General features: G+C 68.9%; 23 protein-coding genes. 19 read left to right on the top strand and 4 right to left on the bottom strand.

Annotated features, from left to right (window positions below; genetic code table 11):
• Window positions 1-60 precede the first annotated feature (60 nt).
• From ACZ6ZD_RS33870 to ACZ6ZD_RS33950, 17 genes are all read left to right on the top strand, one after another.
• On the top strand, window positions 61-891 hold the full coding sequence (locus ACZ6ZD_RS33870; RefSeq protein WP_465678341.1) for an L-threonylcarbamoyladenylate synthase: 831 nt from the start codon (window positions 61-63) through the stop codon (window positions 889-891).
• Window positions 891-2,009, top strand: a complete 1,119-nt coding sequence (locus ACZ6ZD_RS33875; protein ID WP_465678343.1) for a glycosyltransferase family 4 protein — start codon at window positions 891-893, stop codon at window positions 2,007-2,009. Before ACZ6ZD_RS33870 ends, ACZ6ZD_RS33875 begins: the two co-directional genes overlap by 1 nt.
• Before the next feature lie 207 nt (window positions 2,010-2,216).
• A complete protein-coding gene (locus ACZ6ZD_RS33880; RefSeq protein WP_465678345.1) occupies window positions 2,217-2,681 on the top strand; it encodes a hypothetical protein in 465 nt (154 codons plus the stop codon).
• Between the two features lie 90 nt (window positions 2,682-2,771).
• Entirely contained in the window at window positions 2,772-2,987 is a 216-nt protein-coding gene (locus tag ACZ6ZD_RS33885; protein WP_171677227.1) for an AtpZ/AtpI family protein, read from the top strand.
• Window positions 2,988-3,084: 97 nt separating this feature from the next.
• On the top strand, window positions 3,085-3,867 hold the full coding sequence (gene atpB / locus ACZ6ZD_RS33890; protein ID WP_465678347.1) for a F0F1 ATP synthase subunit A: 783 nt from the start codon (window positions 3,085-3,087) through the stop codon (window positions 3,865-3,867).
• A 79-nt stretch (window positions 3,868-3,946) separates the two neighbouring features.
• The gene (gene atpE / locus ACZ6ZD_RS33895) at window positions 3,947-4,189 is read left to right on the top strand and encodes an ATP synthase F0 subunit C (RefSeq protein ID WP_465678349.1); all 243 of its coding nucleotides are present in this window, start codon (window positions 3,947-3,949) and stop codon (window positions 4,187-4,189) included.
• Between the two features lie 29 nt (window positions 4,190-4,218).
• Window positions 4,219-4,788, top strand: a complete 570-nt coding sequence (locus ACZ6ZD_RS33900; RefSeq protein ID WP_465678351.1) for a F0F1 ATP synthase subunit B — start codon at window positions 4,219-4,221, stop codon at window positions 4,786-4,788.
• Entirely contained in the window at window positions 4,788-5,585 is a 798-nt protein-coding gene (locus ACZ6ZD_RS33905) for a F0F1 ATP synthase subunit delta (RefSeq protein ID WP_465678352.1), read from the top strand. Before ACZ6ZD_RS33900 ends, ACZ6ZD_RS33905 begins: the two co-directional genes overlap by 1 nt.
• 94 nt (window positions 5,586-5,679) lie before the next feature.
• Window positions 5,680-7,317 carry a F0F1 ATP synthase subunit alpha gene (atpA, locus tag ACZ6ZD_RS33910; protein ID WP_465678353.1) on the top strand — a complete coding sequence of 546 codons (1,638 nt, stop codon included), beginning with the start codon at window positions 5,680-5,682 and terminating at the stop codon, window positions 7,315-7,317.
• 6 nt (window positions 7,318-7,323) lie between these two features.
• Window positions 7,324-8,235 carry a F0F1 ATP synthase subunit gamma gene (locus ACZ6ZD_RS33915; RefSeq protein WP_465678355.1) on the top strand — a complete coding sequence of 304 codons (912 nt, stop codon included), beginning with the start codon at window positions 7,324-7,326 and terminating at the stop codon, window positions 8,233-8,235.
• A gap of 5 nt (window positions 8,236-8,240) precedes the next feature.
• Window positions 8,241-9,695 (top strand): F0F1 ATP synthase subunit beta, encoded by a 1,455-nt coding sequence (atpD, locus tag ACZ6ZD_RS33920; protein WP_465678357.1) that lies wholly within the window; start codon window positions 8,241-8,243, stop codon window positions 9,693-9,695.
• Window positions 9,696-10,100 (top strand): F0F1 ATP synthase subunit epsilon, encoded by a 405-nt coding sequence (locus ACZ6ZD_RS33925; RefSeq protein WP_465678359.1) that lies wholly within the window; start codon window positions 9,696-9,698, stop codon window positions 10,098-10,100.
• 124 nt (window positions 10,101-10,224) lie between these two features.
• Window positions 10,225-10,656, top strand: coding sequence for a DUF2550 domain-containing protein (locus ACZ6ZD_RS33930; protein WP_465678360.1), 432 nt, complete (start codon window positions 10,225-10,227; stop codon window positions 10,654-10,656).
• Between the two features lie 61 nt (window positions 10,657-10,717).
• Window positions 10,718-11,551 carry an ATP-grasp domain-containing protein gene (locus tag ACZ6ZD_RS33935; RefSeq protein WP_465678362.1) on the top strand — a complete coding sequence of 278 codons (834 nt, stop codon included), beginning with the start codon at window positions 10,718-10,720 and terminating at the stop codon, window positions 11,549-11,551.
• Between the two features lie 157 nt (window positions 11,552-11,708).
• The gene (locus ACZ6ZD_RS33940; RefSeq protein ID WP_465678364.1) at window positions 11,709-12,665 is read left to right on the top strand and encodes a methyltransferase domain-containing protein; all 957 of its coding nucleotides are present in this window, start codon (window positions 11,709-11,711) and stop codon (window positions 12,663-12,665) included.
• On the top strand, window positions 12,665-15,163 hold the full coding sequence (locus ACZ6ZD_RS33945) for a DEAD/DEAH box helicase (RefSeq protein WP_465678366.1): 2,499 nt from the start codon (window positions 12,665-12,667) through the stop codon (window positions 15,161-15,163). The genes ACZ6ZD_RS33940 and ACZ6ZD_RS33945 overlap by 1 nt, the downstream gene beginning before the upstream one ends.
• Window positions 15,164-15,204: 41 nt before the next feature.
• A complete protein-coding gene (locus ACZ6ZD_RS33950) occupies window positions 15,205-16,182 on the top strand; it encodes a phosphotransferase enzyme family protein (RefSeq protein ID WP_465678368.1) in 978 nt (325 codons plus the stop codon).
• Here the strand turns inward: ACZ6ZD_RS33950 and fabV are convergent.
• Window positions 16,179-17,369, bottom strand: a complete 1,191-nt coding sequence (gene fabV / locus ACZ6ZD_RS33955) for an enoyl-[acyl-carrier-protein] reductase FabV (RefSeq protein ID WP_465678369.1) — start codon at window positions 17,367-17,369, stop codon at window positions 16,179-16,181. The genes ACZ6ZD_RS33950 and fabV overlap by 4 nt on opposite strands.
• A gap of 9 nt (window positions 17,370-17,378) precedes the next feature.
• Window positions 17,379-18,665: an MFS transporter gene (locus ACZ6ZD_RS33960; protein ID WP_465678371.1), complete on the bottom strand. Its 1,287-nt coding sequence runs from the start codon at window positions 18,663-18,665 to the stop codon at window positions 17,379-17,381.
• An 85-nt stretch (window positions 18,666-18,750) separates the two neighbouring features.
• Here ACZ6ZD_RS33960 and ACZ6ZD_RS33965 point away from each other — a divergent pair, with 85 nt between their 5' ends.
• Window positions 18,751-19,314: a TetR/AcrR family transcriptional regulator gene (locus tag ACZ6ZD_RS33965; protein ID WP_465678373.1), complete on the top strand. Its 564-nt coding sequence runs from the start codon at window positions 18,751-18,753 to the stop codon at window positions 19,312-19,314.
• 9 nt (window positions 19,315-19,323) lie between these two features.
• Here the strand turns inward: ACZ6ZD_RS33965 and murA are convergent, their stop codons facing one another.
• Window positions 19,324-20,610, bottom strand: coding sequence for a UDP-N-acetylglucosamine 1-carboxyvinyltransferase (gene murA / locus ACZ6ZD_RS33970; RefSeq protein WP_465678374.1), 1,287 nt, complete (start codon window positions 20,608-20,610; stop codon window positions 19,324-19,326).
• A gap of 50 nt (window positions 20,611-20,660) precedes the next feature.
• On the opposite strand from murA, the gene ACZ6ZD_RS33975 reads away from it, so the two are divergent.
• Window positions 20,661-21,245: a cob(I)yrinic acid a,c-diamide adenosyltransferase gene (locus ACZ6ZD_RS33975; RefSeq protein ID WP_465678376.1), complete on the top strand. Its 585-nt coding sequence runs from the start codon at window positions 20,661-20,663 to the stop codon at window positions 21,243-21,245.
• Here the strand turns inward: ACZ6ZD_RS33975 and sppA are convergent, their stop codons facing one another.
• Window positions 21,246-22,898 (bottom strand): signal peptide peptidase SppA, encoded by a 1,653-nt coding sequence (sppA, locus tag ACZ6ZD_RS33980; RefSeq protein WP_465678378.1) that lies wholly within the window; start codon window positions 22,896-22,898, stop codon window positions 21,246-21,248.
• Window positions 22,899-22,900 lie beyond the last annotated feature (2 nt).

A 22,900-nucleotide genomic window follows, 5' to 3' on the forward strand; every position in this document is an offset into this window, starting at 1 on the left:
CTCAAGGCTGAGCGGAGCCCGATTGACGCGATCGGCCGCGTGAGTGGCACGATTCGGTGCGTGAGTGAGCGCTTCGACTTCACCGGTGATGAACTGGCCCCCGCGTACCGCGCGGCCGTGGACGCGATCGAGGCCGGCGACCTGGTCGTCCTGCCGACCGACACGGTCTACGGGATCGCCGCGGACGCCTTCAAGGCGGACGCCGTCCAGCGGCTGCTGGACGCCAAGGGGCGTGGCCGGGACATGCCGCCGCCGGTGCTGATCTCGGTCGTCGAGTCGCTCGACGCGCTGGCCACCGACGTCCCGGAGGCCGGGCGGAAGCTGTGCGAGAAGTTCTGGCCGGGGCCGCTGACGGTGATCTGCCACGCGCAGGGCTCCCTGATGTGGGACCTGGGGGAGACGCAGGGCACGGTCGCGCTGCGCGTCCCTGACCACGAGAACACCCGGGAGCTGCTGTCCCGCACCGGCCCGCTCGCGGTCAGCTCGGCCAACAAGAGCGGTCAGCCGGCCGCGCTCGACGTGTACGACGCCGAGGAGCAGCTCGGCGACTCGGTCGCCGTCTACCTGGACGGCGACGCGGTCACCGGCGGCGAGCCGTCGACGATCGTCGACATCACCACCGACACGCCCCGCGTCATCCGCCTCGGCGCCCTCAGTCTGGCCCAGCTCCGCGAGGTCGTCCCCGAGGTCGCCGCCGCCGACGAGCCCGTCGCCGACCAGCCGGCCGAACCGGTCGCGGACGACAAGCCGGCCGAACCGACCGACGACAAGCCAACCGAAGCGGTCGACGAAGCGTCCAAAGAAGAGCCGCCCAAAGCCGAGGCGGCCACCGAAGAGCCGCCCAAAGACAGCAAGAAGCCGACCGATCCTGATGTGAGGCCTGCGGACTAGTGCGCGAGTACCTGCTGGTCCTGTTCGTGGCGATGGCCACGACCTTCCTGCTGACCGGCGTGGCCCGGAAAGTCGCTCTTCGGTACGGCGCCGTGGCGCGGGTCCGGGCCCGGGACGTGCACAAGGTGCCGATCCCGTACTTCGGCGGTGTCTCGATCCTCGGCGGGCTGATCGCCGCGTTCGCGGTCGCGTCCAGCCTGCCGTTCCTCGGCGACAGCCTGCAGGTCGCGCACGACGGCCGGGCGATCCTGATCGGCGGCGCGGTGATCTGTGCGGTCGGCGTGATCGACGACCTGTACGAGCTGGACGCGATCACCAAGCTGGCCGGTGAGGTGCTCGCAGTCGGCGTGATGGTTGTCCAGGGCATCCAGTTGTACTGGCTGCCGCTACCGGGCGGCGTCATCTCGCCGTCCGCGGCGCTGCTCGCCGTCCTGACCGCGGGGATCCTGCTGGTCTCCTGCAACGCGGTGAACTTCGTCGACGGCCTGGACGGCCTGGCCGCCGGCGTCACCGCGATCGGCGCGCTCGCGTTCTTCACCTACTCCTACCTGCTGAACGTCGAGCAGGACCTGGACCGCGCCACGACGTCCACCCTCATCACGGTCGCGCTGGCCGGCGCCTGCCTGGGCTTCCTGCCGCACAACTTCTTCCCCGCAAGGGTTTTCATGGGCGACTCCGGCGCGCTGCTGATCGGCCTGATGCTGGCCGCGTCGACCATCAGCCTGACCGGCCAGATGGACCCGAACGCCGTCCCGTACGAGGTCGGCGGCTCGAGCCTGCTGCCGGCGCTGCTCCCCTTGGTGCTGCCGATCGCCGTCCTCGCGATCCCCGCCCTCGACCTCACCCTGGCCTACATCCGCCGCACCAAAGCCGGCCAGTCGCCGTTCGCCGCCGACAAACTGCACCTGCACCACCGCCTGATGCAGCGCGGCCACTCGCACCGCAGAGCAGTCCTCCTGATGTACCTGTGGACGATCCTGATCGCCTTCGGCGTCGTCGTCCTCGGCCTGGTCCTGACCTGGTGGACGGCGCTGATCGTGCTGGCCATCGCCGTCGCCGCCGTCCTCCTCACCACCGGCTCCCCGCGCGGCGTCCGGAAACCGCTCGCCAAGGTCTGATCCGGCCCCGGCGGGGACCAGACCACTGGGCTGTGTGGCCTACCGATAGTGTGGGGCTGTACAGCGGCAGGGGCCTTCGTTTTGCTGACGGTGCAGACTTTGTGCTAGTTTTCACAAGCACCCGCAGAACAACAGCGATACCCCTGACCCCGCCCAACCCGACGACCTGGCCGCGAGACCTGGTCGCCAGCAGGACGGAACCACCAGATGGCTCCCTCGGCTCACAGCCCGGACGTCGCCGGCCAAGCCACCAGGCACCCGGCGCTGGCGATGCTGCGCGGCGCTCTTGTCGCCGCCGTTGTCGTCGGTGTGAACGCGATCGCGATCTCGGCGGTCGCCGCCGGGATGCCCGGTCTGTGGGGCGCGCTGCTCGGGTTGCTGATGGTGATCTTCTTCTCCGGCGTCGGTCTGCTCGCGATGCACCTGTCCCGTAAGGCCGATCCGACCATGCAGCTCGCGGTCGCGATGGCGTCGTACACGGGCCGGATCGCGATCTTCGGCGGCCTGCTCGCGCTCGCGCTGAGCTCGGAGACGCTTGAACGGCACGTGAACCTGACCGTGCTGGGGATCGTCGCGCTGGTGGTGATCCTGGGCTGGATGGCCGGCGAGATCTGGTCCTGGTCGCGGCTGCGGGTGCCGATCTACGACCTGGACAAAGAGGTCAACCAATGACCACGTCCAGTAACGGTTTCCGGGCTGTGACGGAGGTCGCCGGTGCCGATGTGACCCGGCGTGTCGCGGGCTGGTACCTTTCGGGTGCCAATGAGCGAGCACAAGGATCCGAAGCCGACGCCGGACACCTCCGGGGACGGCTGGCGGGTCCTGTCCTACTTGATCGGCGGTGTCCTGGTCTACGGGGGCATCGGGTTCGGGCTGGATCGCTTGTTCGGCACCCAGTTCCTGGTCGTGATCGGCATCGTGCTCGGTGCCGGGCTGACCATCTTGTTGTTGAACTTCCGGTACGGGTCGAAGTCCTGATCCCTGCCGGGTCTGACGTTATTGACCGCCATGCCCTGAGCCGCCCTGCCCTTTGCTACAAGGCGTCCGACTTGAGCACGACGCGAGAGGAGACCCGGTGATCACCGGCGTTCCGACCGAATTCACCCCGCCCGGTCCCGGGAGCTTCGAGACCCCGCCGATCATCCACGGCGTGGAATGGTTCACCAAGCCTGTGCTGGTGGCCGCGCTGAGCGTTGTCGTGATCATCTGGTTCTTCTGGGGCGCGTCCCGTAAGGCCGCCGTGGTCCCGAGCAAACTGCAGTTCGCCGGCGAGCTGGGCTACAACTTCGTCCGCAACTCGATCGCGCGGGACGCGATCGGCAGCAAGGACTACATGAAGTACGTGCCCTACCTGACCGGGCTGTTCTTCTTCATCCTGCTGAACAACGTCGCGGCGACGATCCCGCTGATCCAGTTCCCGACCTTCAGCCACATCGGCTGGGCGTACGTGGCCGCGATCATGAGCTGGGTCATCTACAACGCGGTCGGCATCAAGAAGAAGGGCCTGCTCGGCTACCTCAAGCACCAGACGATGCCGTCCGGTGTGCCGGCCTGGCTGATGCCGCTGATGATCCCGATCGAGTTCATCTCGAACATCCTGGTCCGGCCGGTCTCGCTGAGCCTGCGGCTGTTCGCGAACATGTTCGCCGGCCACATCCTGCTGCTGGTGTTCGTTCTCGGCGGCGAGTACATGGTCTTCGAGTCCGGCAGCATCGGCCTCGGCGGCGTCGGCATCCTGACCTTCCTGATGGGCTTCGCGATCGCCGGGCTGGAGCTGTTCGTCCAGTGCATCCAGGCCTACATCTTCGTCGTGCTCACCGCGCAGTACATCGGCAGCGCCATCGCCGACGAGCACTGATCAGCACCACCCCCACAAACCCGTAGTAACGGAAACCCGGATAGGCCCTCTATCCGTACTGAAAGGAAATACCGGAACCATGGTTACTGAGCTGGCCCTCGCACTGGGCGGCAACATCGCGGTCCTCGGTTACGGCCTTGCGGCCATCGGCCCCGGCGTCGGCGTCGGTCTGATCTTCGCCGCCGTCATCAACGGCACCGCGCGGCAGCCGGAGGCCCAGGCCAAGCTGCAGTCGATCGCCTGGATCGGCTTCGGCGTCACCGAGGTTCTGGCGATCATCGGTATCGCCCTGGCCTTCGTGTTCCGCTCCAGCGGCGCCTGATCCACTCCTCTGACTGACAGGACCTAGACATGACGACGTTGGTGCTACCTCTGGCTGGGGCAGGCGAGGAAGTCAACCCGCTGCTGCCTCACACCGCAGAGATCATCTTCGGTTTCGTCTTCCTGATCCTGCTGGCCATCGCCTTCGCCAAGGTTGTCGTACCGAAGTTCGAGAAGGCGTACGCCGATCGGACCGCGGCGATCGAAGGCGGGATGAACGAGGCCAAGCAGGCCCAGGCCGAGGCGAAGGCGGCTTTGGAGAAGTACAACGCGCAGCTGGCCGAGGCCCGCTCGGAGGCTGCGAAGATCCGCGAGGACGCGCGTGAGCAGGGTGCGCAGATCATCGCGGAGATGCGTGAGCAGGCGAACGCCGAAGCCGAGCGGATCGTCACCCACGCGCGCACGCAGATCGACGCCGAGCGGTCGCAGGCGGTTGCCTCGCTGCGCAGCGAGGTCGGCACGATGGCGACCACGCTGGCCGGTCGCATCGTCGGGGAGTCGCTGGAGGACGAGGCCCGGCAGCGCCGGACCGTCGAGCGCTTCCTGGCCGATCTCGAGGCATCGGAGTCGGCCCGCGCGGCCGTCGGAACGGACGGCTGATGCGCGGCGCATCGAACGAGTCACTCGCCCGGGCCCAGGAGGCCCTGGCGAGTGTCGCCGTGACCGAGGGGCTGGGCGCCGAGCTGTTCGCGGTCGCCCGGCTGCTGGACGGGACGGGCTCGCTGCGGCGCGCGCTGACCGATCCGGCCCGCTCGCGGGACCAGCGCGGCGCGCTCGTCCAGCAGCTGTTCGGCGGCAAGATCTCCGCCCAGGCGCAGGAGCTCCTGACCGTCGCCGTGTCCGGCCGCTGGGTCAGCGGTCGTGACCTCGGCAACGCGCTGGACCAGCTGAGCGTCGAGGCCGAGGTGGCCTACGCCGACAGCCGGCGCAAGCTGGACGACGTCGAGGACGAGCTGTTCCGGCTGGAGCGGATCGTCGCGTCCGAGCGCGGCCTGAGCGACAAGCTCAGCGACCGCAACATCCCGGTCGCGGCCCGTCAGGAGCTGCTGGCGGGTCTGTTGCGCGGCAAGGCCGACCCCGCCACCGTGCGGCTGGCCGAGCGGGCCGTCGACGGCCGGGGCCGCGGTTTCGCGGCGTCCCTGCGCTCGTACCAGGTCGCGGCAGCCGCCCGGCGCAGCGCGAGTATCGCCGTCGTCCGGGTCGCCACCGACCTGTCCGAGGCCGACCGCACGCGGCTCTCCTCGGCGCTGGCGCGGCAGTACGGCCGCGACATCCAGCTGAACGTCATCGTCGACCCCAAGGTCGTCGGCGGCGTCCGGGTGGACATCGGCGACGAAGTGATCGACGGAACCATCGCGGCCAGGCTCGACGAGGCGCAACGGCGCATCGCGGGCTGAACCCCCTTAACGACAGAACAGCGGCGCTAAGGGTCGGTCAAGCCTCTTAGAGCCACAACAGGCCAGCAAGGGTCAAGGAAGCAGGAAACGCACAATGGCTGAGCTCACGATCAGGCCGGAGGAGATCCGGGACGCCCTGGATCGGTTCGTCACCGACTACCAGCCGGCCGAAGCGGCCCGCGAAGAGGTCGGCACCGTCATCGACGCCGGTGACGGTATCGCGCACGTCGAGGGCCTGCCCTCGGTGATGACCAACGAGCTGCTCGAGTTCGAGGACGGCACCCAGGGCATCGCGCTGAACCTCGACGTCCGCGACATCGGCGTCGTCGTGCTGGGCGAGTTCGGCGGTATCGAGGAGGGCCAGCAGGTCCGGCGTACCGGCTCGGTCCTGTCGGTCCCGGTCGGCGAGGGCTACCTGGGTCGCGTCGTCGACCCGCTGGGCAAGCCGATCGACGGCCTCGGTGAGATCACCGGGATCGAGGGCACCCGCGCGCTGGAGCTGCAGGCGGCCGGCGTGATGGACCGCCAGGAGGTCCGCGAGCCGCTGCAGACCGGCATCAAGGCGATCGACGGCATGATCCCCGTCGGCCGCGGTCAGCGGCAGCTGATCATCGGCGACCGCAAGACCGGTAAGACGGCGATCGCGGTCGACACGATCATCAACCAGAAGGCCAACTGGGAGTCCGGCGACCCGAAGAAGCAGGTTCGCTGCATCTACGTCGCGATCGGCCAGAAGGGCTCGACGATCGCCTCCGTGCGCGGTGCGCTCGAAGAGGCCGGCGCGATGGAGTACACCACCATCGTCGCCTCCCCGGCGTCCGACGCGGCCGGCTTCAAGTACGTCGCGCCGTACACCGGCTCGGCCATCGGCCAGCACTGGATGTACCAGGGCAAGCACGTCCTGATCGTGTTCGACGACCTGACCAAGCAGGCCGAGGCCTACCGGTCGATGTCGCTGCTGCTGCGCCGCCCGCCGGGCCGTGAGGCCTACCCGGGTGACGTCTTCTACCTGCACAGCCGGCTGCTCGAGCGTTGCGCGAAGCTGAGCGATGAGCTCGGCGCCGGTTCGATGACGGGTCTGCCGGTCATCGAGACCAAGGCGAACGACGTCTCGGCGTTCATCCCGACCAACGTCATCTCGATCACCGACGGCCAGATCTTCCTGCAGTCGGACCTGTTCAACGCCAACATCCGCCCGGCCATCGACGTCGGTATCTCGGTCTCCCGGGTCGGCGGCGCCGCGCAGGTCAAGGCGATGAAGAAGGTCTCCGGCTCGCTGAAGCTCGACCTCGCGCAGTTCCGCGCGATGGAGGCCTTCGCGATGTTCGCCTCCGACCTCGACGCCACCTCGCGCCGTCAGCTGGACCGCGGTCAGCGGCTGGTCGAGCTGCTCCGGCAGCCGCAGTACTCGCCGTACGCGGTCGAGGACCAGGTCGTCTCGATCTGGGCCGGCACCACCGGTAAGTTCGACGACGTCCCGGTGGCCGACGTGCTGCGCTTCGAGCGGGAGTTCCTCGAGTACCTGCGCCGCGACAGCAAGGTGCTCGACGGCATCCGCGAGTCCAACCTGTTCGAGGACGACGCCCAGCAGGCCGTGACGGACGCGCTGGCGACGTTCAAGTCGACCTTCCAGACCTCCGACGGGCAGCTGCTCGTGGGCCGCGAAGAGGCCGAGGCGCTGGACGAGAGCGATGTCGAGCAGGAGCAGATCGTCCGGCAGAAGCGGGGCTGATCGTCCATGCCAGCAACCCAACGCGAGCTGAAGGATCGGCGGAGCTCCGTCTCCACGATCAAGAAGCTCACGCGCGCGATGGAGCTGATCGCGGCGTCCCGGATCGTCAAGGCGCAGCAACGCGCCCAGGCGGCCGGTCCGTACGCGCGTGAGCTCACCCGCGCCGTGTCGGCGGTGGCGACGTTCTCGAACGTCGACCACCCGCTGACCACCGAGAAGCCCAACCCCAAGCGGGCCGCGGTGCTGTTGATCACCTCGGACCGCGGCCAGGCCGGCGCCTACTCGTCCTCGGTCATCCGCGAGGGGGAGCGGCTGAACCAGCTGCTCCGCGAGGACGAGAAAGAGATCGTCCCGTACCTGACCGGCCGGAAGGGGATCGCCTACTACACCTTCCGGCAGCGTGAGGTCGCGCAGTCGTGGAGCGGCGAGTCCGACGCGCCGTCGTTCGCCCGGGCCCGGGAGGTCGCCGACGCGCTGATCGAGGCCTTCCTCACGCCGACCGAGGAAGGCGGCGTGGACGAGATCCACATCGTCTTCACCCGGTTCGTCTCGATGCTGACCCAGAAGCCGGATGTCATCCGGCTGCTGCCGTTGGAGGTCGTCGAGGGCGCCGAGGCGCCGGCGGCCGACGACGTACTGCCGCTGTACGAGTTCGAGCCGTCCGCCGAGGACGTCCTCGACGGGCTGCTGCCGAAGTACGTCGCGAGCCGGATCCACTTCTGCATGCTGCAGGCAGCGGCGTCCGAGCTGGCCAGCCGGCAGCGCGCGATGAAGTCGGCCACGGACAACGCGCAGGATCTGATCGAACGACTGACCCGTGAGTACAACCAGGTGCGGCAGTCGGCCATTACCCAGGAAATCAGCGAGATCGTCGGTGGCGCCAACGCGCTGGCCGACGCATCCGCCGGGAGCGAGTGAGAGAGATGACAGCGACGGTTACCGAGAAAGACAACAGCGGCGCGGCGGCTGCCGTAGGCCGTGTTGCCCGGGTCATCGGCCCGGTCGTCGACATCGAGTTCCCTGCGGACGCGATGCCCGACATCTACAACGCGCTCGAGGTGGACATCACCTTGGCCGAGGTCACCACGACGATCACCCTCGAGGTGGCGCTGCACGTCGGTGACAACATCGTCCGGGCGATCTCGATGAAGCCCACCGACGGTCTGGTCCGCGGCGCCGAGGTGCGCAACACCGGCGCGGCGATCTCCGTCCCGGTCGGCGACGTCACCAAGGGCCGCGTGTGGTCCGTGACCGGCAAGTGCCTGAACCAGGACGAGTCCGAGTTCGAGATCACCGAGCGCTGGCCGATCCACCGCAAGGCGCCGGCCTTCGACCAGCTCGAGTCCAAGACCGAGATGCTCGAGACCGGGATCAAGGTCCTCGACCTGCTCACCCCGTACGTCCAGGGCGGCAAGATCGGCCTGTTCGGCGGTGCGGGCGTCGGCAAGACCGTCATGATCCAGGAGATGATCTACCGGATCGCCCACAACTTCGGTGGCACCTCGGTGTTCGCCGGCGTCGGTGAGCGCACCCGTGAGGGCAACGACCTGATCGGTGAGATGGAAGACGCGGGCGTGTTCAAGGACACCGCGCTCGTCTTCGGCCAGATGGACGAGCCGCCGGGCACGCGTCTTCGCGTCGCGCTGTCGGCCCTCACGATGGCGGAGTACTTCCGCGACGTGAAGGAGCAGGACGTACTGCTCTTCATCGACAACATCTTCCGGTTCACCCAGGCCGGTTCCGAGGTCTCCACGCTGCTCGGCCGGATGCCGTCGGCCGTTGGTTACCAGCCGAACCTCGCCGACGAGATGGGCGTTCTGCAGGAGCGGATCACCTCGACGCGCGGTCACTCGATCACCTCGATGCAGGCGATCTACGTGCCCGCCGACGACTACACCGACCCGGCACCGGCGACGACGTTCGCTCACCTGGACGCGACCACCGAGCTCTCGCGTGACATCGCGTCGCGTGGTCTGTACCCGGCCGTCGACCCGCTGACCTCCACGTCGCGGATCCTCGACCCGCAGTACATCGGCCAGGAGCACTACGACGTCGCCGTCCGCGTGAAGCAGATCCTGCAGAAGAACAAGGAACTGCAGGACATCATCGCGATCCTCGGTGTCGACGAGCTCTCCGAAGAGGACAAGATCACCGTCGCCCGCGCGCGCCGGATCGAGCAGTTCCTCTCGCAGAACACCTACATGGCGGAGAAGTTCACCAACACGCCGGGTTCGACGGTGCCGCTGAAGGACACCATCGAGTCGTTCAAGAAGATCACCGAGGGCGAGTGCGACCACATCGCCGAGCAGGCCTTCTTCAACGTCGGTTCGCTCGACGACGTCGAGCGGCGTTGGGCCGAGCTCCAGAAGGAGCTGTAAATGGCCGAGGAGTCCGGTAAGCACCTCGAGGTCGCGCTGGTCGCGGCCGAGCGGGTGGTCTGGGAGGGGCAGGCGACGATTGTCATCGCCCGCACCACCGACGGTGACGTCGGTATCCTCCCCGGGCACGCGCCGCTGCTGGGCCTGCTCCAGGGCGGCACCGTTCAGGTGCGGACCGTCGACGGGGACTTCCTCGTCGCCGCCGCGCCGGACGGCTTCATCTCGGTGGCGAACGACCGGGTCTCGATCCTGGCCGAGAACGCCGAGATGGGTCACGACATCGACCTCGAAGAGGCCCGTCGTGAGCTCGAGCTGGCGCTGAAGACGGGGACCGCGAGCGAGGCCGACGCGGACGAGGTCCGCCTCGCCGAGGCGCGCGTCCGGGCTGCCGAAACAGCCTCCTGAAACGCCGTGGGTGGGGTGGGGCCGATACCGGTTCCACCCCACCTGCCATAATCGAACAACGTCACTGACAGCACGGTTCTCCGGCGGTGCCGGACGCTTGGCACCGGAAATGGGGTCGCAAGGTATGAGGACAGTCCTCGATGTCGTCGGGGTCTGTCTGGCTGCCGTCGTACTGCTCATCATCGCTTTCGCGTGCCGCCGCCGCTGGTTGACCAGGGCCGGCGGCACCTTCGATTGCAGCCTCCAGCTCGCCGAGAAGGACCACGGCCGAGGCTGGGCCCTCGGCCTGGCCCGCTACGTCGGCGACGACCTCCAGTGGTTCCGCGTCTTCAGCCTCGCCTGGTGGCCCAAACTCACCGTCAACCGCCGCCAGCTCGAGAGCATCAGCACCCGCCGTCCAATGGGTAACGAACCCCTCGTCACCTACGCCGGCCACGTCATAGTCGACGCCCAGCTCCGCGACAAAACCGTCCACTTCGCCATGACCGAAGAAGCCCTCACCGGCGTCCTGGCCTGGATGGAATCCGCACCCCCCAGCACCCAGACCTACCTCTAGCCGCCACACCCAGCCCCGAATTCGGGAGGCGGCGGCGCGCGGTCTTGGGGAGGATGGGGGCATGCTCCTGGTGCCTGCCGATCCGTTGAACCCGCGTCGGGTCGATCCGCATTTCGCCGCGCAGGGTGCTGCCGCGCGGGGCATCGGCGTGCCGGTGGCGCGGATCGATCACGATGCGGCCGGCCGACCGGGGGAGGCGGTTGGCGGGGTGCCCGCGTCCGGGGACGCGGTGTATCGCGGGTGGATGATGTCGGCGGCGGAGTACGACGGGTTGGCGGGTGCGCTGGCCGGTCGTGGGGTGGTGTTGCGGACCGGGGCCGAGAGTTATCGGGCGGCGCACGAGTTGCCGACTTGGTACGACGCGTTGCGCGCGGTGACGCCGGAGACGGTGTGGACCGAGGGGGACGACGTCAGCAAGCTGGTGGCGGCCGCGGGCGAGCTGCCGGGGCCGGCTGTGCTGCGGGACTACGTGAAGTCGATGAAGCACTACTGGGACGAGGCGGCGTACATCCCGGACACTGCGGACGCCGCTGGCGTGGAGCGGGTCGCCCGGCGCTTCCTGGAGCTCCGCGAGGAGTCCTTCACGGGTGGGTTCGTACTGCGGCGCTTCGAGAAGTTCACCGGCGCCGAGGCCCGCACCTGGTGGATCGGCGGCCGCTGCGCGCTGGTCACCCCGCACCCCGACACCCCCAACGCCCTGCCGGAGGGCCTCGACCTGGTCGAGATCGAACCCCTGGTGGCTGACCTCGCCCTTCCGTTCGTCACCGTCGACCTCGTCCGCCGCTCCGACGGCGCCTGGCGCGTGGTCGAGCTGGGCGACGGCCAAGTCAGCGACTGGCCCACCTCGCGCGACCCGGCCGACCTGATCAGCGCCCTGTTCGCCGAAAACCGCTAGGGGACGTCGTACCGCACATGTGATCATGCCGGGCATGTACGCGTTCTTCTTCCCGGCCGCCTGACGAGCCGCCGGCCGGACCCGAGGCACCAGCCCGTGGTCGGCGATGCGGGAGTGACCACTTGGCCGCTCCCGATTGCTCACCGGGAGATTTCGCATGCCCTTGGTGCTGGTACGCACTGTGTCGGGTCTGGAGTGGATGGCGGCGGAGGAGCTCGCAGCCGCCGGGCATCGAGTGGTCGAGGTGTCCAGACGGCAGCTGATCGTCGACGGCGCTGCCGAGGTGGTTCGAACGCCGCCGCGGCTGGCTGACGACCTGTTCGTCGTCCGAGCGGTGGTGGACGACCCGGGACGGACTAAGGCCGGGTTGCGGGATGCGGTCTCAGAGCTGGCCGTTGGGACGGACGGCGTGTTCGCGGTGTCCGCGTCGTTCGACGGGCGGCGGAACTTCAGCCGGTTCGACATCGAGGATCTGGTGGGAGCCCGACTGGGCCCGGGGTACTGCTCGCGGCGGGATGGGGGTCGGCCGCCGAGTGCGCGTGTGGATTGGCGGGTTGTGCTGGACGGGAAGGCGATGTGGGTAGCCGAGCGTCCGTACGCCGTTCCGCTGCACCGACGCCCCTGGCGACAGCAGACCGTCATCGGAAGCCTGCACCCGCCAGTGGCCGCCGCTATGGCTCGGCTGGCCGGCATCCGACCCGGCATGCGCGTACTGGACCCGTTCTGCGGTGCAGGCACCCTCCTCCTAGAGGCGTGTCGGGCCGAGCCTGCTGCGGAGTACGTCGGTGTGGACCGGGATCCGAAGGCGATCGCGGCGTCCCGGGCTAATGCGGTTACCGCACACCTGACTCACACCGCGTGGCTCCGGGGGGATGCTGCGCGGGTGGAGGGGAGGTGGGATCGGGTTCTGAGTAACCCGCCGTGGAATGTGCGGCTTGGGGTTGGGGAGTTGCAGCCGTACTTCGACGGCTGGCGGGATGCGCTGCGGGCGGAGGGGGTGGTGGTGGCGTTGGCGATGCCTGAGCAGGTGGTGGGGATGCGGGTTCGGGAGGTGGGCGAGGTTGTGGTGGGTGGGCGGCGGGCGCGGATTGTGGTGCTGGGACAATGGGGGTGATGACGCTGACCGAGAAGTTGCCGGGGACCACTGAGCCCGACGCGTTGTACGACGCGTTCGCCACTTGGGTGGGGGAGCAGGGGATCACGTTGTACCCGGCGCAGGAGGAGGCGCTGATCGAGGTGATGACGGGGTCGAACGTGATCCTGTCGACGCCGACCGGCTCCGGGAAGAGCCTGGTCGCCACCGGGTCGCACTTCGCCGCGCTCGCGAATGGGAAGCGGACGTTCTACACGGCGCCGATCAAGGCCCTGGTGTCGGAGAAGTTCTTCGCGCTGTGCGACGTGTTCGGCGCGGAGAAGGTCGGCATGCTGACCGGTGACGCCTCGGTGAACGCGGGCGCGCCGATCATCTGCTGTACGGCGGAGGTGCTGGCGAATGTCGCGCTCCGCGAGGGCAGCGCGGCCGACGTCGGCCAGGTCGTGATGGACGAGTTCCACTTCTACTCCGAGCCGGACCGCGGCTGGGCCTGGCAGGTGCCGCTGCTCGAGCTGCCGGACACGCAGTTCATCCTGATGTCGGCGACGCTCGGCGACGTCGAGCGGTTCAAGATCGACCTGTCCCGGCGGACGGGCCAGCCGACGGCAATCATCTCGTCGGGCGAGCGCCCGGTGCCGCTCATCTACAAGTACGTCACCACGCCGCTGCACGAGACGCTGACCGAGCTGCTGGTCACGCACCAGGCGCCGGTGTACGTCGTCCACTTCACCCAGGCGTCGGCTCTGGAGCGCGCGCAGGCGTTGACCAGCATCAACGTCTGCACGAAGGAGGAGAAGGACAAGATCAAGGAGCTGATCGGGCATTTCCGGTTCAGCTCCGGGTTCGGCCGGACGCTGCAGCGGCTCATCATGCACGGTATCGGCGTCCATCACGCCGGCATGCTGCCGAAGTACCGGCGGCTGGTCGAGCAGCTCGCGCAGGCCGGTCTGCTGAAGGTCATCTGCGGGACGGACACCCTCGGCGTCGGCATCAACGTCCCGATCCGGACGGTGCTGCTGACCGCGCTGAGCAAGTACGACGGCCGCCGGCAGCGGATCCTGAAGGCGCGTGAGTTCCACCAGATCGCGGGCCGCGCGGGTCGCGCCGGGTACGACACCTCCGGGACGGTCGTCGTCCAGGCGCCGGACCACGTGGTGGAGAACGTCAAACTGCTCGCCAAGGCCGGCGACGACCCGAAGAAGCAGCGGCGGGTGCAGCGCAAGAAGCCGCCGGAGGGGTTCGTCACCTGGGGTGAGGAGACCTTCGAGCGACTCGTCGCCGCCGAGCCGGAGCCGCTGCAGTCGCGGATGCGGGTCAACCACGCGATGCTGCTGAACGTGATCGCCCGCGACGGCGACGCCTTCAACAGCATGCGGCACCTGCTGCAGGACAACCACGAGGACACGAAGGCGCAGCGCCGGCTGATCCGGCGCGCGATCCAGATCTACCGCACGCTGCTGACCGCGGGCGTGGTCGAGCGGCTGCCGGAGCCCGACGAGTTCGGCCGGTCGCTGCGCCTGACCGTCGACCTGCAGAAGGACTTCAGCCTCAACCAGCCGCTGTCGACGTTCGCGCTCGCCGCGCTCGATCTGCTCGACCCCGAGGACCCGCTCTACGCGCTCGACGTCGTCTCGGTCGTCGAGGCCACGCTGGAGGACCCGCGCGCGATCCTGATGGCGCAGCTGCACCACGCCAAGGGTGAAGCGGTCAGCTCGATGAAGGCCGACGGGATCGAGTACGAGGAGCGGATGGAGCTGCTCGACGAGATCAGCTGGCCGAAACCGCTCGAAGAGTTGCTCGAGGCAACTTTGGAGATGTACCGGCAGACGCATCCGTGGATCGCCGAGGCCGGGCTGTCGCCGAAGGCCGTCGTCCGGGACATGTTCGAGCGGGCGATGACATTCGGCGAGTACATCCAGTACTACGGGCTCTCGCGCTCGGAGGGTATCGTCCTGCGCTACCTCAGCGACGCCTACAAGGCGCTGCGGCAGACCGTCCCGCCGGACAAGGTGAACGACGATCTCACCGACCTGATCGAGTGGCTCGGCGAGGTCGTCCGGCAGACCGACTCCAGCCTGCTCGACGAGTGGGAGGAGCTGACCAACCCGGTCACCGAGGAGGTCGAGGTCACGCCGGTCGGCCCGCGCCGCATCACACTCAACTCACGCGCCTTCCGCGTACTGGTCCGCAACGCCGTCTTCCGCCGGGTCGAGCTGGTCGCCCGGCACCGCTGGGCCGAGCTCGGCCAGCTCGACACCGACGCAGGCTGGGACGCCGGCCGCTGGGCCGAGGCCGGCACGGCGTACTACGCCGAACACGAGACCCTCAACACGGGCCCGGCCGCGCGGGGCCCAGCGCTGTTCCTCGTCGAGGAGCTCCCCGGCTACTGGGAGGTCCAGCAGATCATCGACGACCCCGACGGCAACCACGACTGGCGAATCACGGCGTCCGTCGACCTGGCAGCCTCCGACGAGGCCGGCGAACTCGTCCTCGAAATGCTCTCCTTCAAACCGCTCTAAAGTCCGTAGCGGCATCCGGACGGCGTGTTTACGCTCGACGGATGGCCGAACTCGTCTCGAAACGCGCCCACGTCGCGCGGATCCGCCGGAGCGCGATCCGCGCCCTGGCGGCGTACGCGATCGACGATCCGCGACTGACCTTCATCACCCACGGCGAGAACACGACGTTCCGCGTCGACTCCGCCGGCGGTCGCTTCCTGCTCCGGGTGCATCGGCCGAATCGGCACGGTCCGGACGTCGACTCCCGCCTGGCCGTCGGCTCGGAACTCGACTGGCTGGCCGCGCTCCGAGCCGGCACCGACCTGAGCGTCCCGACCCCGATCCGAACCCACGGCGGGCAATGGACCGCGGTCGCCGACGGCCTGGTCTGCTCCCTGCTCGGCTGGCAGCCCGGTCGCATGCAGGCGACCAACCCACGCCCGATCCACTTCCACCGCTTGGGAACCGTGCTCGCCACCCTGCACGATCAGGCAGCCAACTGGGCCCTCCCACCCGGCTTCGTGCGCATGCGCTGGGACTGGGAAACCTACTTCGGCAACACCATGGAGTACGGCGGCCTCTCCGCCGCCGACTGCTGGGACCTCCTCCCGCCCCCGGTCCGCAAGCAGTTCGACGAAGTCGCCGGCCGCATGCGGTCCATGATGGCGAAACTAGGCACCGACTCCGATGTCTTCAGCCTCATCCACGCCGACCTCCACCTGGAGAACGCCCTCTTCGACGGCCCCGCCGTCCGCCTGATCGACTTCGACGACTGCGGCTTCGGCTATCACCTCTACGACCTGGCCGTCCCCCTCTGGGAATACCTCGACCACCCCAACTACTCCGCCTACCGAGCCGCCCTCCTCACCGCCTACGGCCCGGTCGCCCACCTCAACCACCTCGAAGACTTCCTCGCCACCCGCTTCGTAGCCTTCGGCCTCTGGTACACCGGCCAGGCCCAACTCAACCCAACCTTCGCCGCCAACCTCGACCGAACCACCAGCTGGATCAACCGCTCTCTTGAGCAGCTACTCGGCTAGTTGGTGGGCCAGTCGACGTCTACTTCTACTGGGGCTTCGTAGTTGACGCCGGGGACGTCGAAACCGTAGAGGCGGCGGACTTCGGTGTAGAACCAGTCGGTGTCGGCGACGGTGGCGAGGTTGTCTTGGGTGGCTGAGTGCCAGGCCTGGTGGACGGCGGCCTGGGTTTCGGGGGTGAGCTCCCAGCGGTCGAGGCGGATGCGGCCTTCGTCGTCGAGGTCCGTGGGTGTTCCGGTGAGTTGGCTCCAGAGGTTGACCGACTGCTGGATGGGGGTCTGCATGGCGTCGCCGAGGGTTTTGTGCAGGAGGCTGGTGTAGAGGCCGATGCCGGGGATGGCGGAGGAGGCCTGGGTGACGGCGGCGCCGTTGACCGAGGTGTAGGCGCGGATGCCTTGTTTGCTGAGGTGGAGCGCGGTCTGCTCGAGGTCGGCCTTGGCCGCGCCGATGGAGCCTTGGCGGTAGATCGGGCCGGTGATGTCGGAGCCGATGTAGGTGAGCGCGACGGTGTTGAAGTACTCGTTGATCAGGTCGCGCTCCTGCAGCGCGGCGACCCAGCGGGCCCAGTCCTCGCCGCCCATCACCTTGACGGTCTGGGCGAGGTCGTCGTCGGTGGCCGGGTCGACCGTGACCTCGGTCAGCTGCGGCTCGGCTCCGTCGTACGCCAGGGATTTGGTCGTGTAGGGCTCGCCGATCGTCTTCAGCGCGGACTGGTAGGTCTCGCCGGTGCGTGGATCGGTACGCCGCGGGGCCGCGACGCTGTAGATCAGGTGGTCGATCTTGCCGAACTTCTCGGCGATCAGGTCGAGCACCTCGTCCTTGGTGGTGTCCGCGAAGGCGTCCGCGTTGACGAAGGTGAAGCGCGAGCGCCGCTCCTGAGCCAGCTTCGCGGTCTCCGCCGTCCGGTACCAGCCGGCGGACGCCGTCCGCCGGGCGTTGGCCGGTTTCTCGAAGGAGACCCCGACGCCGGTGACGTCGAACGCCGTCAGCCCGGCGATCGTCATCGCCAGCCCGTAGCCCGAGCTGGAGCCGATCACCAGCGCGATCTGCGGCTCCTCCGGCACGCAGGGCTCGACGATCGGCGGCACCACGGCGGCGGCCAGGTCGCGGACGATCTGGGCGCACCCCGCCGGATGCGAGTCCAGGAACAGGAAACCACGGCCGACGGGCTTGACCACGCGCTCACTCATGGCACGACCCTAACCCGCAACGCCGTTCGGGGTGGCGGGGCGTTTGAAGAATGCGTAGGCGCCGGTGCCGAGGGCGGCGATGGCTAGGACTGCTGCGCTGAGGGCCAGGGACCAGGTGATGCCGATGGCGGTGCCGGCCAGGCCGACGGTGAAGCCGCTGCCGATGCGGAGGCCGCCGGAGGAGGTGTTGTAGAGGCCGATGATGCGGCCGCGGTCGGCAGCGGGAGCCTCGAGCTGGACGACGGTTTGGGAGACGGACATGGAGACGAAGTTCGCGACGCCGCTGATCATCAAGGCGATCAGGGCGAGGATGTAGTAGCCGGTCAGGGCGAAGACGACGATGCTCAGGCCGTAGCACGCCGTCGCGACGACCGCGGTTCGCACGGTCGGGCGCAGCCGGCCGGTGGCTTCGATGACCAGGCCGCCGACCACTCCGCCGAATCCGGCCGCGAACAGCAGGGCGCCGTATGTCAGGCCGGTGGAGCCGGACCCGAGGGATTCGGCGAACTGCGGCATCGCGGTCTGGATCGAGGCGCCGACGAAGAACGAGCCCAGGCCTGCCAGGATGATCATGCTCCCGATGGTCGGGCTGATCGTCAGCCCGCGGGCCGCACGCAGCGCGGCGAGCGGCCCGACGCGGGGCCGGGCGCCGGCCCCTTCGCGGACGTGGCCGGTGAAGCGGGTGCGGAAGAGCAGGATCGTCAGCGGCAGGTAGATGGCGATGTTCGCGAAGATGCCGCCGGTCGGGCCGAGCAGGAGCAGCAGCGCCGAGCCGACGACCGGGCCGCACAGCACGCCCAGGCTGCGGAAGGTCGCGTTCAGGCGGACGGCGCTGGGCAGGTCGTCGCGGCCGACGAAGTCGTGCAGCATCAGTTGTTCGGCGGGACCCCACAGTGCGCCGGCGCAGCCGTGCAGAACGAGCAGGACACATGCGTGCCAGACCTGGAGCGAGTCGGTCAGGAAGAGCAGGCCCCAGCACAGGGACACGACCATGAACAGCGCCTGCGCGGACTGGATGACGCGCCGGCAGTCGTACCGGTCTGCCAGCGATCCGGACAGCACGGAGAACAGCAGGAACGGCAGCCAGTGGCTGATCACCTGGAATCCGGCCAGCGCAGGCGAATGGAACTCCCGCCAGAGCACCCAGTACGTGATGACGTGCTCGATGTTGTCGCCCATCATCGCCAGGCCGGTCCCGAACAGGTACGGCCGCGCGTCCCGGTTCCGGAGCGCGGCGAAGCGCGGCGGCCGGGCAGGTTCGGGCTGGTGGTCGATCGAGCCGCAGGCTCGGCACATGCGGATGCCTCCAATTTACGAGGCATTGTGCCTCGGAAACGAAGATTAACAGATCCAAGACACGATGTCTCGGTATGGTGCTCCGATGAACCGGTCACCAGGACGCCCGCGCAGCGAGGAGGCGCGCCGCGCGGTGCTCAACGCGGTCGACGACCTGCTGGTCGAGATCGGGTACGGCGCCATGACGATCAAGGGCATCGCGGAGCGGGCCGGGGTCGGCCGGCAGACGGTGTATCGCTGGTGGTCGACGAAGGCCGAGATCCTGCTCGAGGCAAGTGTCATCGACGGCCGGCAGGAGCTCGGTACGCCGCCCCGATCCGATCCCGCGAGTGATCTGGTCGCCTACCTGACGGCCTTGACCGCCTTCCTCACGACCTCGCCGGCGGGGCTGAGCTATCGGGCGCTGATCGGCGAGGCCCAGCACGATCCCGCCGTGCTCGGCCTCGTTCGGCAGGCGGATCTGCTGGGCGCCAGCGCCGGCGACGTCCTCGAGCGCGTTCGGCCGGCCGCGCCGGAGATGCCGGATACCGCGCTCGCCACCGCCCAGTTGATCGGGCCGGTTGTTTCCGCTGTCCTGACCAGTCCGTCGCCGCTACCGCCGAAGGCGTTGCGCCTGCACGTGACGACGCTCCTCAAGGCCTGGCGGTAGCGGCTCGGCTCAGTTCCAGTACACGTCCGAGTCGTCCGGCTCGACGGTGACGTCGGCGCCGAGGCGGCGCAGGTTCCCGGCGAAGTCGGTGTAGCCGCGGTGCACGTGATGGGCGGCCGAGACCAGGGTCTCGCCCTCGGCGGCCAGGCCGGCCAGGACGAGCGCTGCGCCGGCGCGGATGTCGGAGGCGACCACCGGGGCGCCGGACAGCCGCGGGACGCCGCGGACGACGGCGTGGTGGCCGTCGGTCTGGATCTGCGCGCCCAGCCGGGTCAGCTCCTGCGCGAACGTGAACCGGCCCTCGAAGAGGTTCTCGGTCACCATCGCGGCGCCGTCGCTGATCGCGTTCAGCGCGATCACGAAGGCCTGCAGGTCGGTCGCGAACCCCGGGTAGGGCAGCGTCACGACGTCGACGGGTTTCGGCCGGTCGTTCATCCGGACCCGGAACCCCGGGTTCAGGACCTCGATCTCGGCGCCGGCCTTGTGCAGCTTGTCCAGCGGCAACTCGAGGTGCTCGGCGTGACCGTTCGTGATCGTGACGTCGCCGCGGGTGATCGCCGCGGCGAAGGCCCAGCTGCCGCTGACGATCCGGTCCGGGACGACGACGTGGTCGACCGGCTTCAGCAGCCCGCTGACCCCGGTGATCTCGATCCGCGGCGAGCCGGCGCCCTCGATCTGCGCGCCCATCTCGACCAGCATGATCGCGATGTCCTGGATCTCCGGCTCGCGGGCCGCGTTCTCGATCACGGTCGTACCGCGGGCCAGCACGGCCGCCATCATGATCGTCTCGGTCGCGCCGACACTCGGGAAGTCCAGCCAGACCTCGGCGCCGTGCAGCCCCTGCGGGGCCTCGGCGATCACGAAGCCGTGCTCGATGTGCACCTTCGCGCCCATCGCCTCCAGCCCGGCGACGTGCATGTTCAGCCCGCGGGAGCCGATGTTGTCCCCGCCGGGCAGTGCGACCTCAGCGCGGCCGCAGCGGCCCAGCAGCGGGCCCAGCACCGAGATGGACGCGCGCAGCTTGCGCACCAGGTCGTAGTCGCACTGGTAGCCGATCTCACCCGGGACGGCGATCGTGGCCAGCCCGGCGTCCGCCTCGACGCTCACCGAACAGCCCAGGGTGTCCAGCAGTTGGGCCATGAAGGTGACGTCGAGGATGCCGGGCACCTGCCGCAGCGTCGTCGTCCCTTCGGCCAGCAGCGCCGCCGCCATCAGCTTGAGCACGCTGTTCTTCGCCCCAGCCACCTCCACGGCTCCCTCGAGCCGTGCCTCACCTGCGATCCGAAACCGTTCCACTGGTCGACTGTAGCGTTTAGACGTAGTCACCTTTGCGTAGAGTCCCTGCCATGGCTGTGAACTTGACGCGGATCTACACCCGCACCGGTGACGCTGGCGAGACCCGCCTGGGCGACAACTCGACGACTTCGAAGACGGACCCGCGGCTGGCGGCGTACGGCGATGTCGACGAAGCCAACTCGGCGATCGGGGTCGCGATCGCGGCCGGCCACCTGAACAGCGCGCTGGTGGTGCTGCTGACCAGGATCCAGAACGACCTGTTCGACGTCGGCGCGGACCTCTGCAACCCGATCACGCCGAACCCGGAGTACCCGCCGCTGCGGATCACGCAGGAGTACATCGACCGGCTCGAAGGCTGGTGCGACGAGTACAACGGCCGCCTGTCCAAACTGCGCTCGTTCATCCTCCCGGGTGGCACGGTCGGCGCGGCCTACCTGAATGTCGCCCGGACGGTCGTACGCCGTTCCGAGCGCACAGCGTGGGAGGCGGTCGAGGCGCACGGCCCCTCGGTCAACCTGCTCGCCATCACCTATCTGAACCGGCTGTCGGACCTGCTCTTCATCCTGGGCCGGGTCGCCAACCTGTCGTCGGGTGGCGACGTCCTCTGGGTGCCCGGCGGCGAGCGGACCTCCTGACTATCCCAGCTGCCAGTTGAGCGGCATGCGGAGCAGACCGGCCGGCGGGAGGCCCAGCGCGCTGTAGAGGCCGCTGGTCAGGCCGTCCAGCGTGAGCGGCTGCGTCGTGACCGCCAGATCGTCAGTAGTGGTCGGTGGGCGCAGCTGGTCAAGCAGGTTGCGGTGCGGGACGGTAGCGACTCGAATGTCGTCCCGGTCCAGCCCGGCGCGGTCGCAGGCGAGCGTCAGCGCGTGCTGGAAGCCGCCGAGCTCGTCGACCAGCTTGCGTTCGTGAGCGTCCGCTCCGGTCCAGACCCGGCCGCGAGCGAGCCGCTCCAGCTCCTCCTCGGGTAGGCCGCGGTCCTGGGCGGCCTTGGCGACGAAGTCCTGGTAGATGCGGTCGAGCGTCTCCTCGAGGCGGGACCACTGCTCGTCGGTGAACTCCTCCTGCGCGGAGAACATCCGGGCGTTCGCGCCCTCGGAGACTGCCTGCTGCGAGATGCCGATCCGCGCCAGCGCGTCCCGGACGACGCCCTTCCCGGTCAGGACGCCGATGGACCCGGTGATGGTGCCCGGCTGCGCCACGATCACGTCGGCCGGCATCGCGACGAAGTACCCACCGGAGGCGGCGACGCTGCCCATGGAGGCGATGACCGGCCGGCCAGTGGCCCGCAGCCGCAGCACCTCGTTGCGGATGGCATCCGACGCGACGTACGAGCCGCCTGGGCTGTCGATCCGCAGTACGACGGCCTTGACCTTCTCCTGGTCCGCAACCGCGCGCAGCGCCGCACCGACCGTGTCCGAGCCTGAGCCCGGCCCACCGAGCGGACTGGCCGAGTTACGGCCGACGGTGATCCCGCCGGAGACCCGCACCACGGCGACCACCGGCTTCTCCAGCCAGGGGAGGCGGCGCTGGAACTCGGCGAACGTGCGCGGGCCGCGGCGTACGTAGCGCTCGGCCAGCAGTCGCTCGGTCTCGCCGAGCCTCTTCGCCAGCTCGTCGTACACGTCGGACCGGTAGCCGAGCCGATCGACCAGCCCGGCGTCCAGCGCCGCCTGGGCGGGCAGCGGTGCGCTGTCCACCAGCTCACGCACCCGCTCCGGACTCAGCTTGCGACGGACGGCGATGCCGTCGGCAATCTGCTCGTACGCCGACTCGGCCAGCCGGGCCGCCATCTCGCGTGCCGGACCGGTCATCTCCTTCTCGGTGAAGGTGTCCGCGGCGGTCTTGTACTCACGCCGCTTGCCGAACTGCGGAATCACTCCGGCCTTGTCGAGGGCCCCTCGCAGGAACACGGCCTGGACGGCGACGCCGGTGATGCCCAGCTCGCCGGAGGGCTGCACCCAGATCTCGTCGAAGGCGGTGGCCAAGTAGTAGGGGACCGTGCCGCTACCGGTCTCGCCGAACGACTCCGTCCACGCGATCGCGGGCTTTCCTGAGGTGCGGAAGTCGGCCACGGCGTCCCGCAGGTCCTGCACCTGGGAGAGCGACAGCGCGGGGCCGCCCACATGCGCCACGACACCGGCCACCGACTCGTCGCGCGCGGCCTTGCGCAGCGCGGCGACCAGCTCCCGCAGTGTCGGCAGATGCCGCGCACGGAAGGCAGCCACCGGCGAGGCCGGCGGCGTCTCGATCACACCACGGGTCAGGTCCAGCTCGAGCAGAGTCGCCATAC

The sequence above is a fragment of the Kribbella sp. NPDC104218 genome (genome assembly GCF_055584105.1).

What these genes read in the sequence shown, in the direction of transcription:
- ACZ6ZD_RS33880 (WP_465678345.1), top strand. Translation starts at nt 2,217, where the DNA reads ATGGCTCCCTCGGCTCACAGCCCGGACGTCGCCGGCCAAGCCACCAGG.
- ACZ6ZD_RS33885 (WP_171677227.1), top strand. Translation starts at nt 2,772, where the DNA reads ATGAGCGAGCACAAGGATCCGAAGCCGACGCCGGACACCTCCGGGGAC.
- atpE (WP_465678349.1), top strand. Translation starts at nt 3,947, where the DNA reads ATGGTTACTGAGCTGGCCCTCGCACTGGGCGGCAACATCGCGGTCCTC.
- ACZ6ZD_RS33900 (WP_465678351.1), top strand. Translation starts at nt 4,219, where the DNA reads ATGACGACGTTGGTGCTACCTCTGGCTGGGGCAGGCGAGGAAGTCAAC.
- ACZ6ZD_RS33905 (WP_465678352.1), top strand. Translation starts at nt 4,788, where the DNA reads ATGCGCGGCGCATCGAACGAGTCACTCGCCCGGGCCCAGGAGGCCCTG.
- atpA (WP_465678353.1), top strand. Translation starts at nt 5,680, where the DNA reads ATGGCTGAGCTCACGATCAGGCCGGAGGAGATCCGGGACGCCCTGGAT.
- ACZ6ZD_RS33915 (WP_465678355.1), top strand. Translation starts at nt 7,324, where the DNA reads ATGCCAGCAACCCAACGCGAGCTGAAGGATCGGCGGAGCTCCGTCTCC.
- atpD (WP_465678357.1), top strand. Translation starts at nt 8,241, where the DNA reads ATGACAGCGACGGTTACCGAGAAAGACAACAGCGGCGCGGCGGCTGCC.
- ACZ6ZD_RS33925 (WP_465678359.1), top strand. Translation starts at nt 9,696, where the DNA reads ATGGCCGAGGAGTCCGGTAAGCACCTCGAGGTCGCGCTGGTCGCGGCC.
- ACZ6ZD_RS33930 (WP_465678360.1), top strand. Translation starts at nt 10,225, where the DNA reads ATGAGGACAGTCCTCGATGTCGTCGGGGTCTGTCTGGCTGCCGTCGTA.
- ACZ6ZD_RS33935 (WP_465678362.1), top strand. Translation starts at nt 10,718, where the DNA reads ATGCTCCTGGTGCCTGCCGATCCGTTGAACCCGCGTCGGGTCGATCCG.
- ACZ6ZD_RS33940 (WP_465678364.1), top strand. Translation starts at nt 11,709, where the DNA reads ATGCCCTTGGTGCTGGTACGCACTGTGTCGGGTCTGGAGTGGATGGCG.
- ACZ6ZD_RS33945 (WP_465678366.1), top strand. Translation starts at nt 12,665, where the DNA reads ATGACGCTGACCGAGAAGTTGCCGGGGACCACTGAGCCCGACGCGTTG.
- ACZ6ZD_RS33950 (WP_465678368.1), top strand. Translation starts at nt 15,205, where the DNA reads ATGGCCGAACTCGTCTCGAAACGCGCCCACGTCGCGCGGATCCGCCGG.
- fabV (WP_465678369.1), bottom strand. Translation starts at nt 17,369, where the DNA reads ATGAGTGAGCGCGTGGTCAAGCCCGTCGGCCGTGGTTTCCTGTTCCTG.
- ACZ6ZD_RS33960 (WP_465678371.1), bottom strand. Translation starts at nt 18,665, where the DNA reads ATGTGCCGAGCCTGCGGCTCGATCGACCACCAGCCCGAACCTGCCCGG.
- ACZ6ZD_RS33965 (WP_465678373.1), top strand. Translation starts at nt 18,751, where the DNA reads ATGAACCGGTCACCAGGACGCCCGCGCAGCGAGGAGGCGCGCCGCGCG.
- ACZ6ZD_RS33975 (WP_465678376.1), top strand. Translation starts at nt 20,661, where the DNA reads ATGGCTGTGAACTTGACGCGGATCTACACCCGCACCGGTGACGCTGGC.
- sppA (WP_465678378.1), bottom strand. Translation starts at nt 22,898, where the DNA reads ATGGCGACTCTGCTCGAGCTGGACCTGACCCGTGGTGTGATCGAGACG.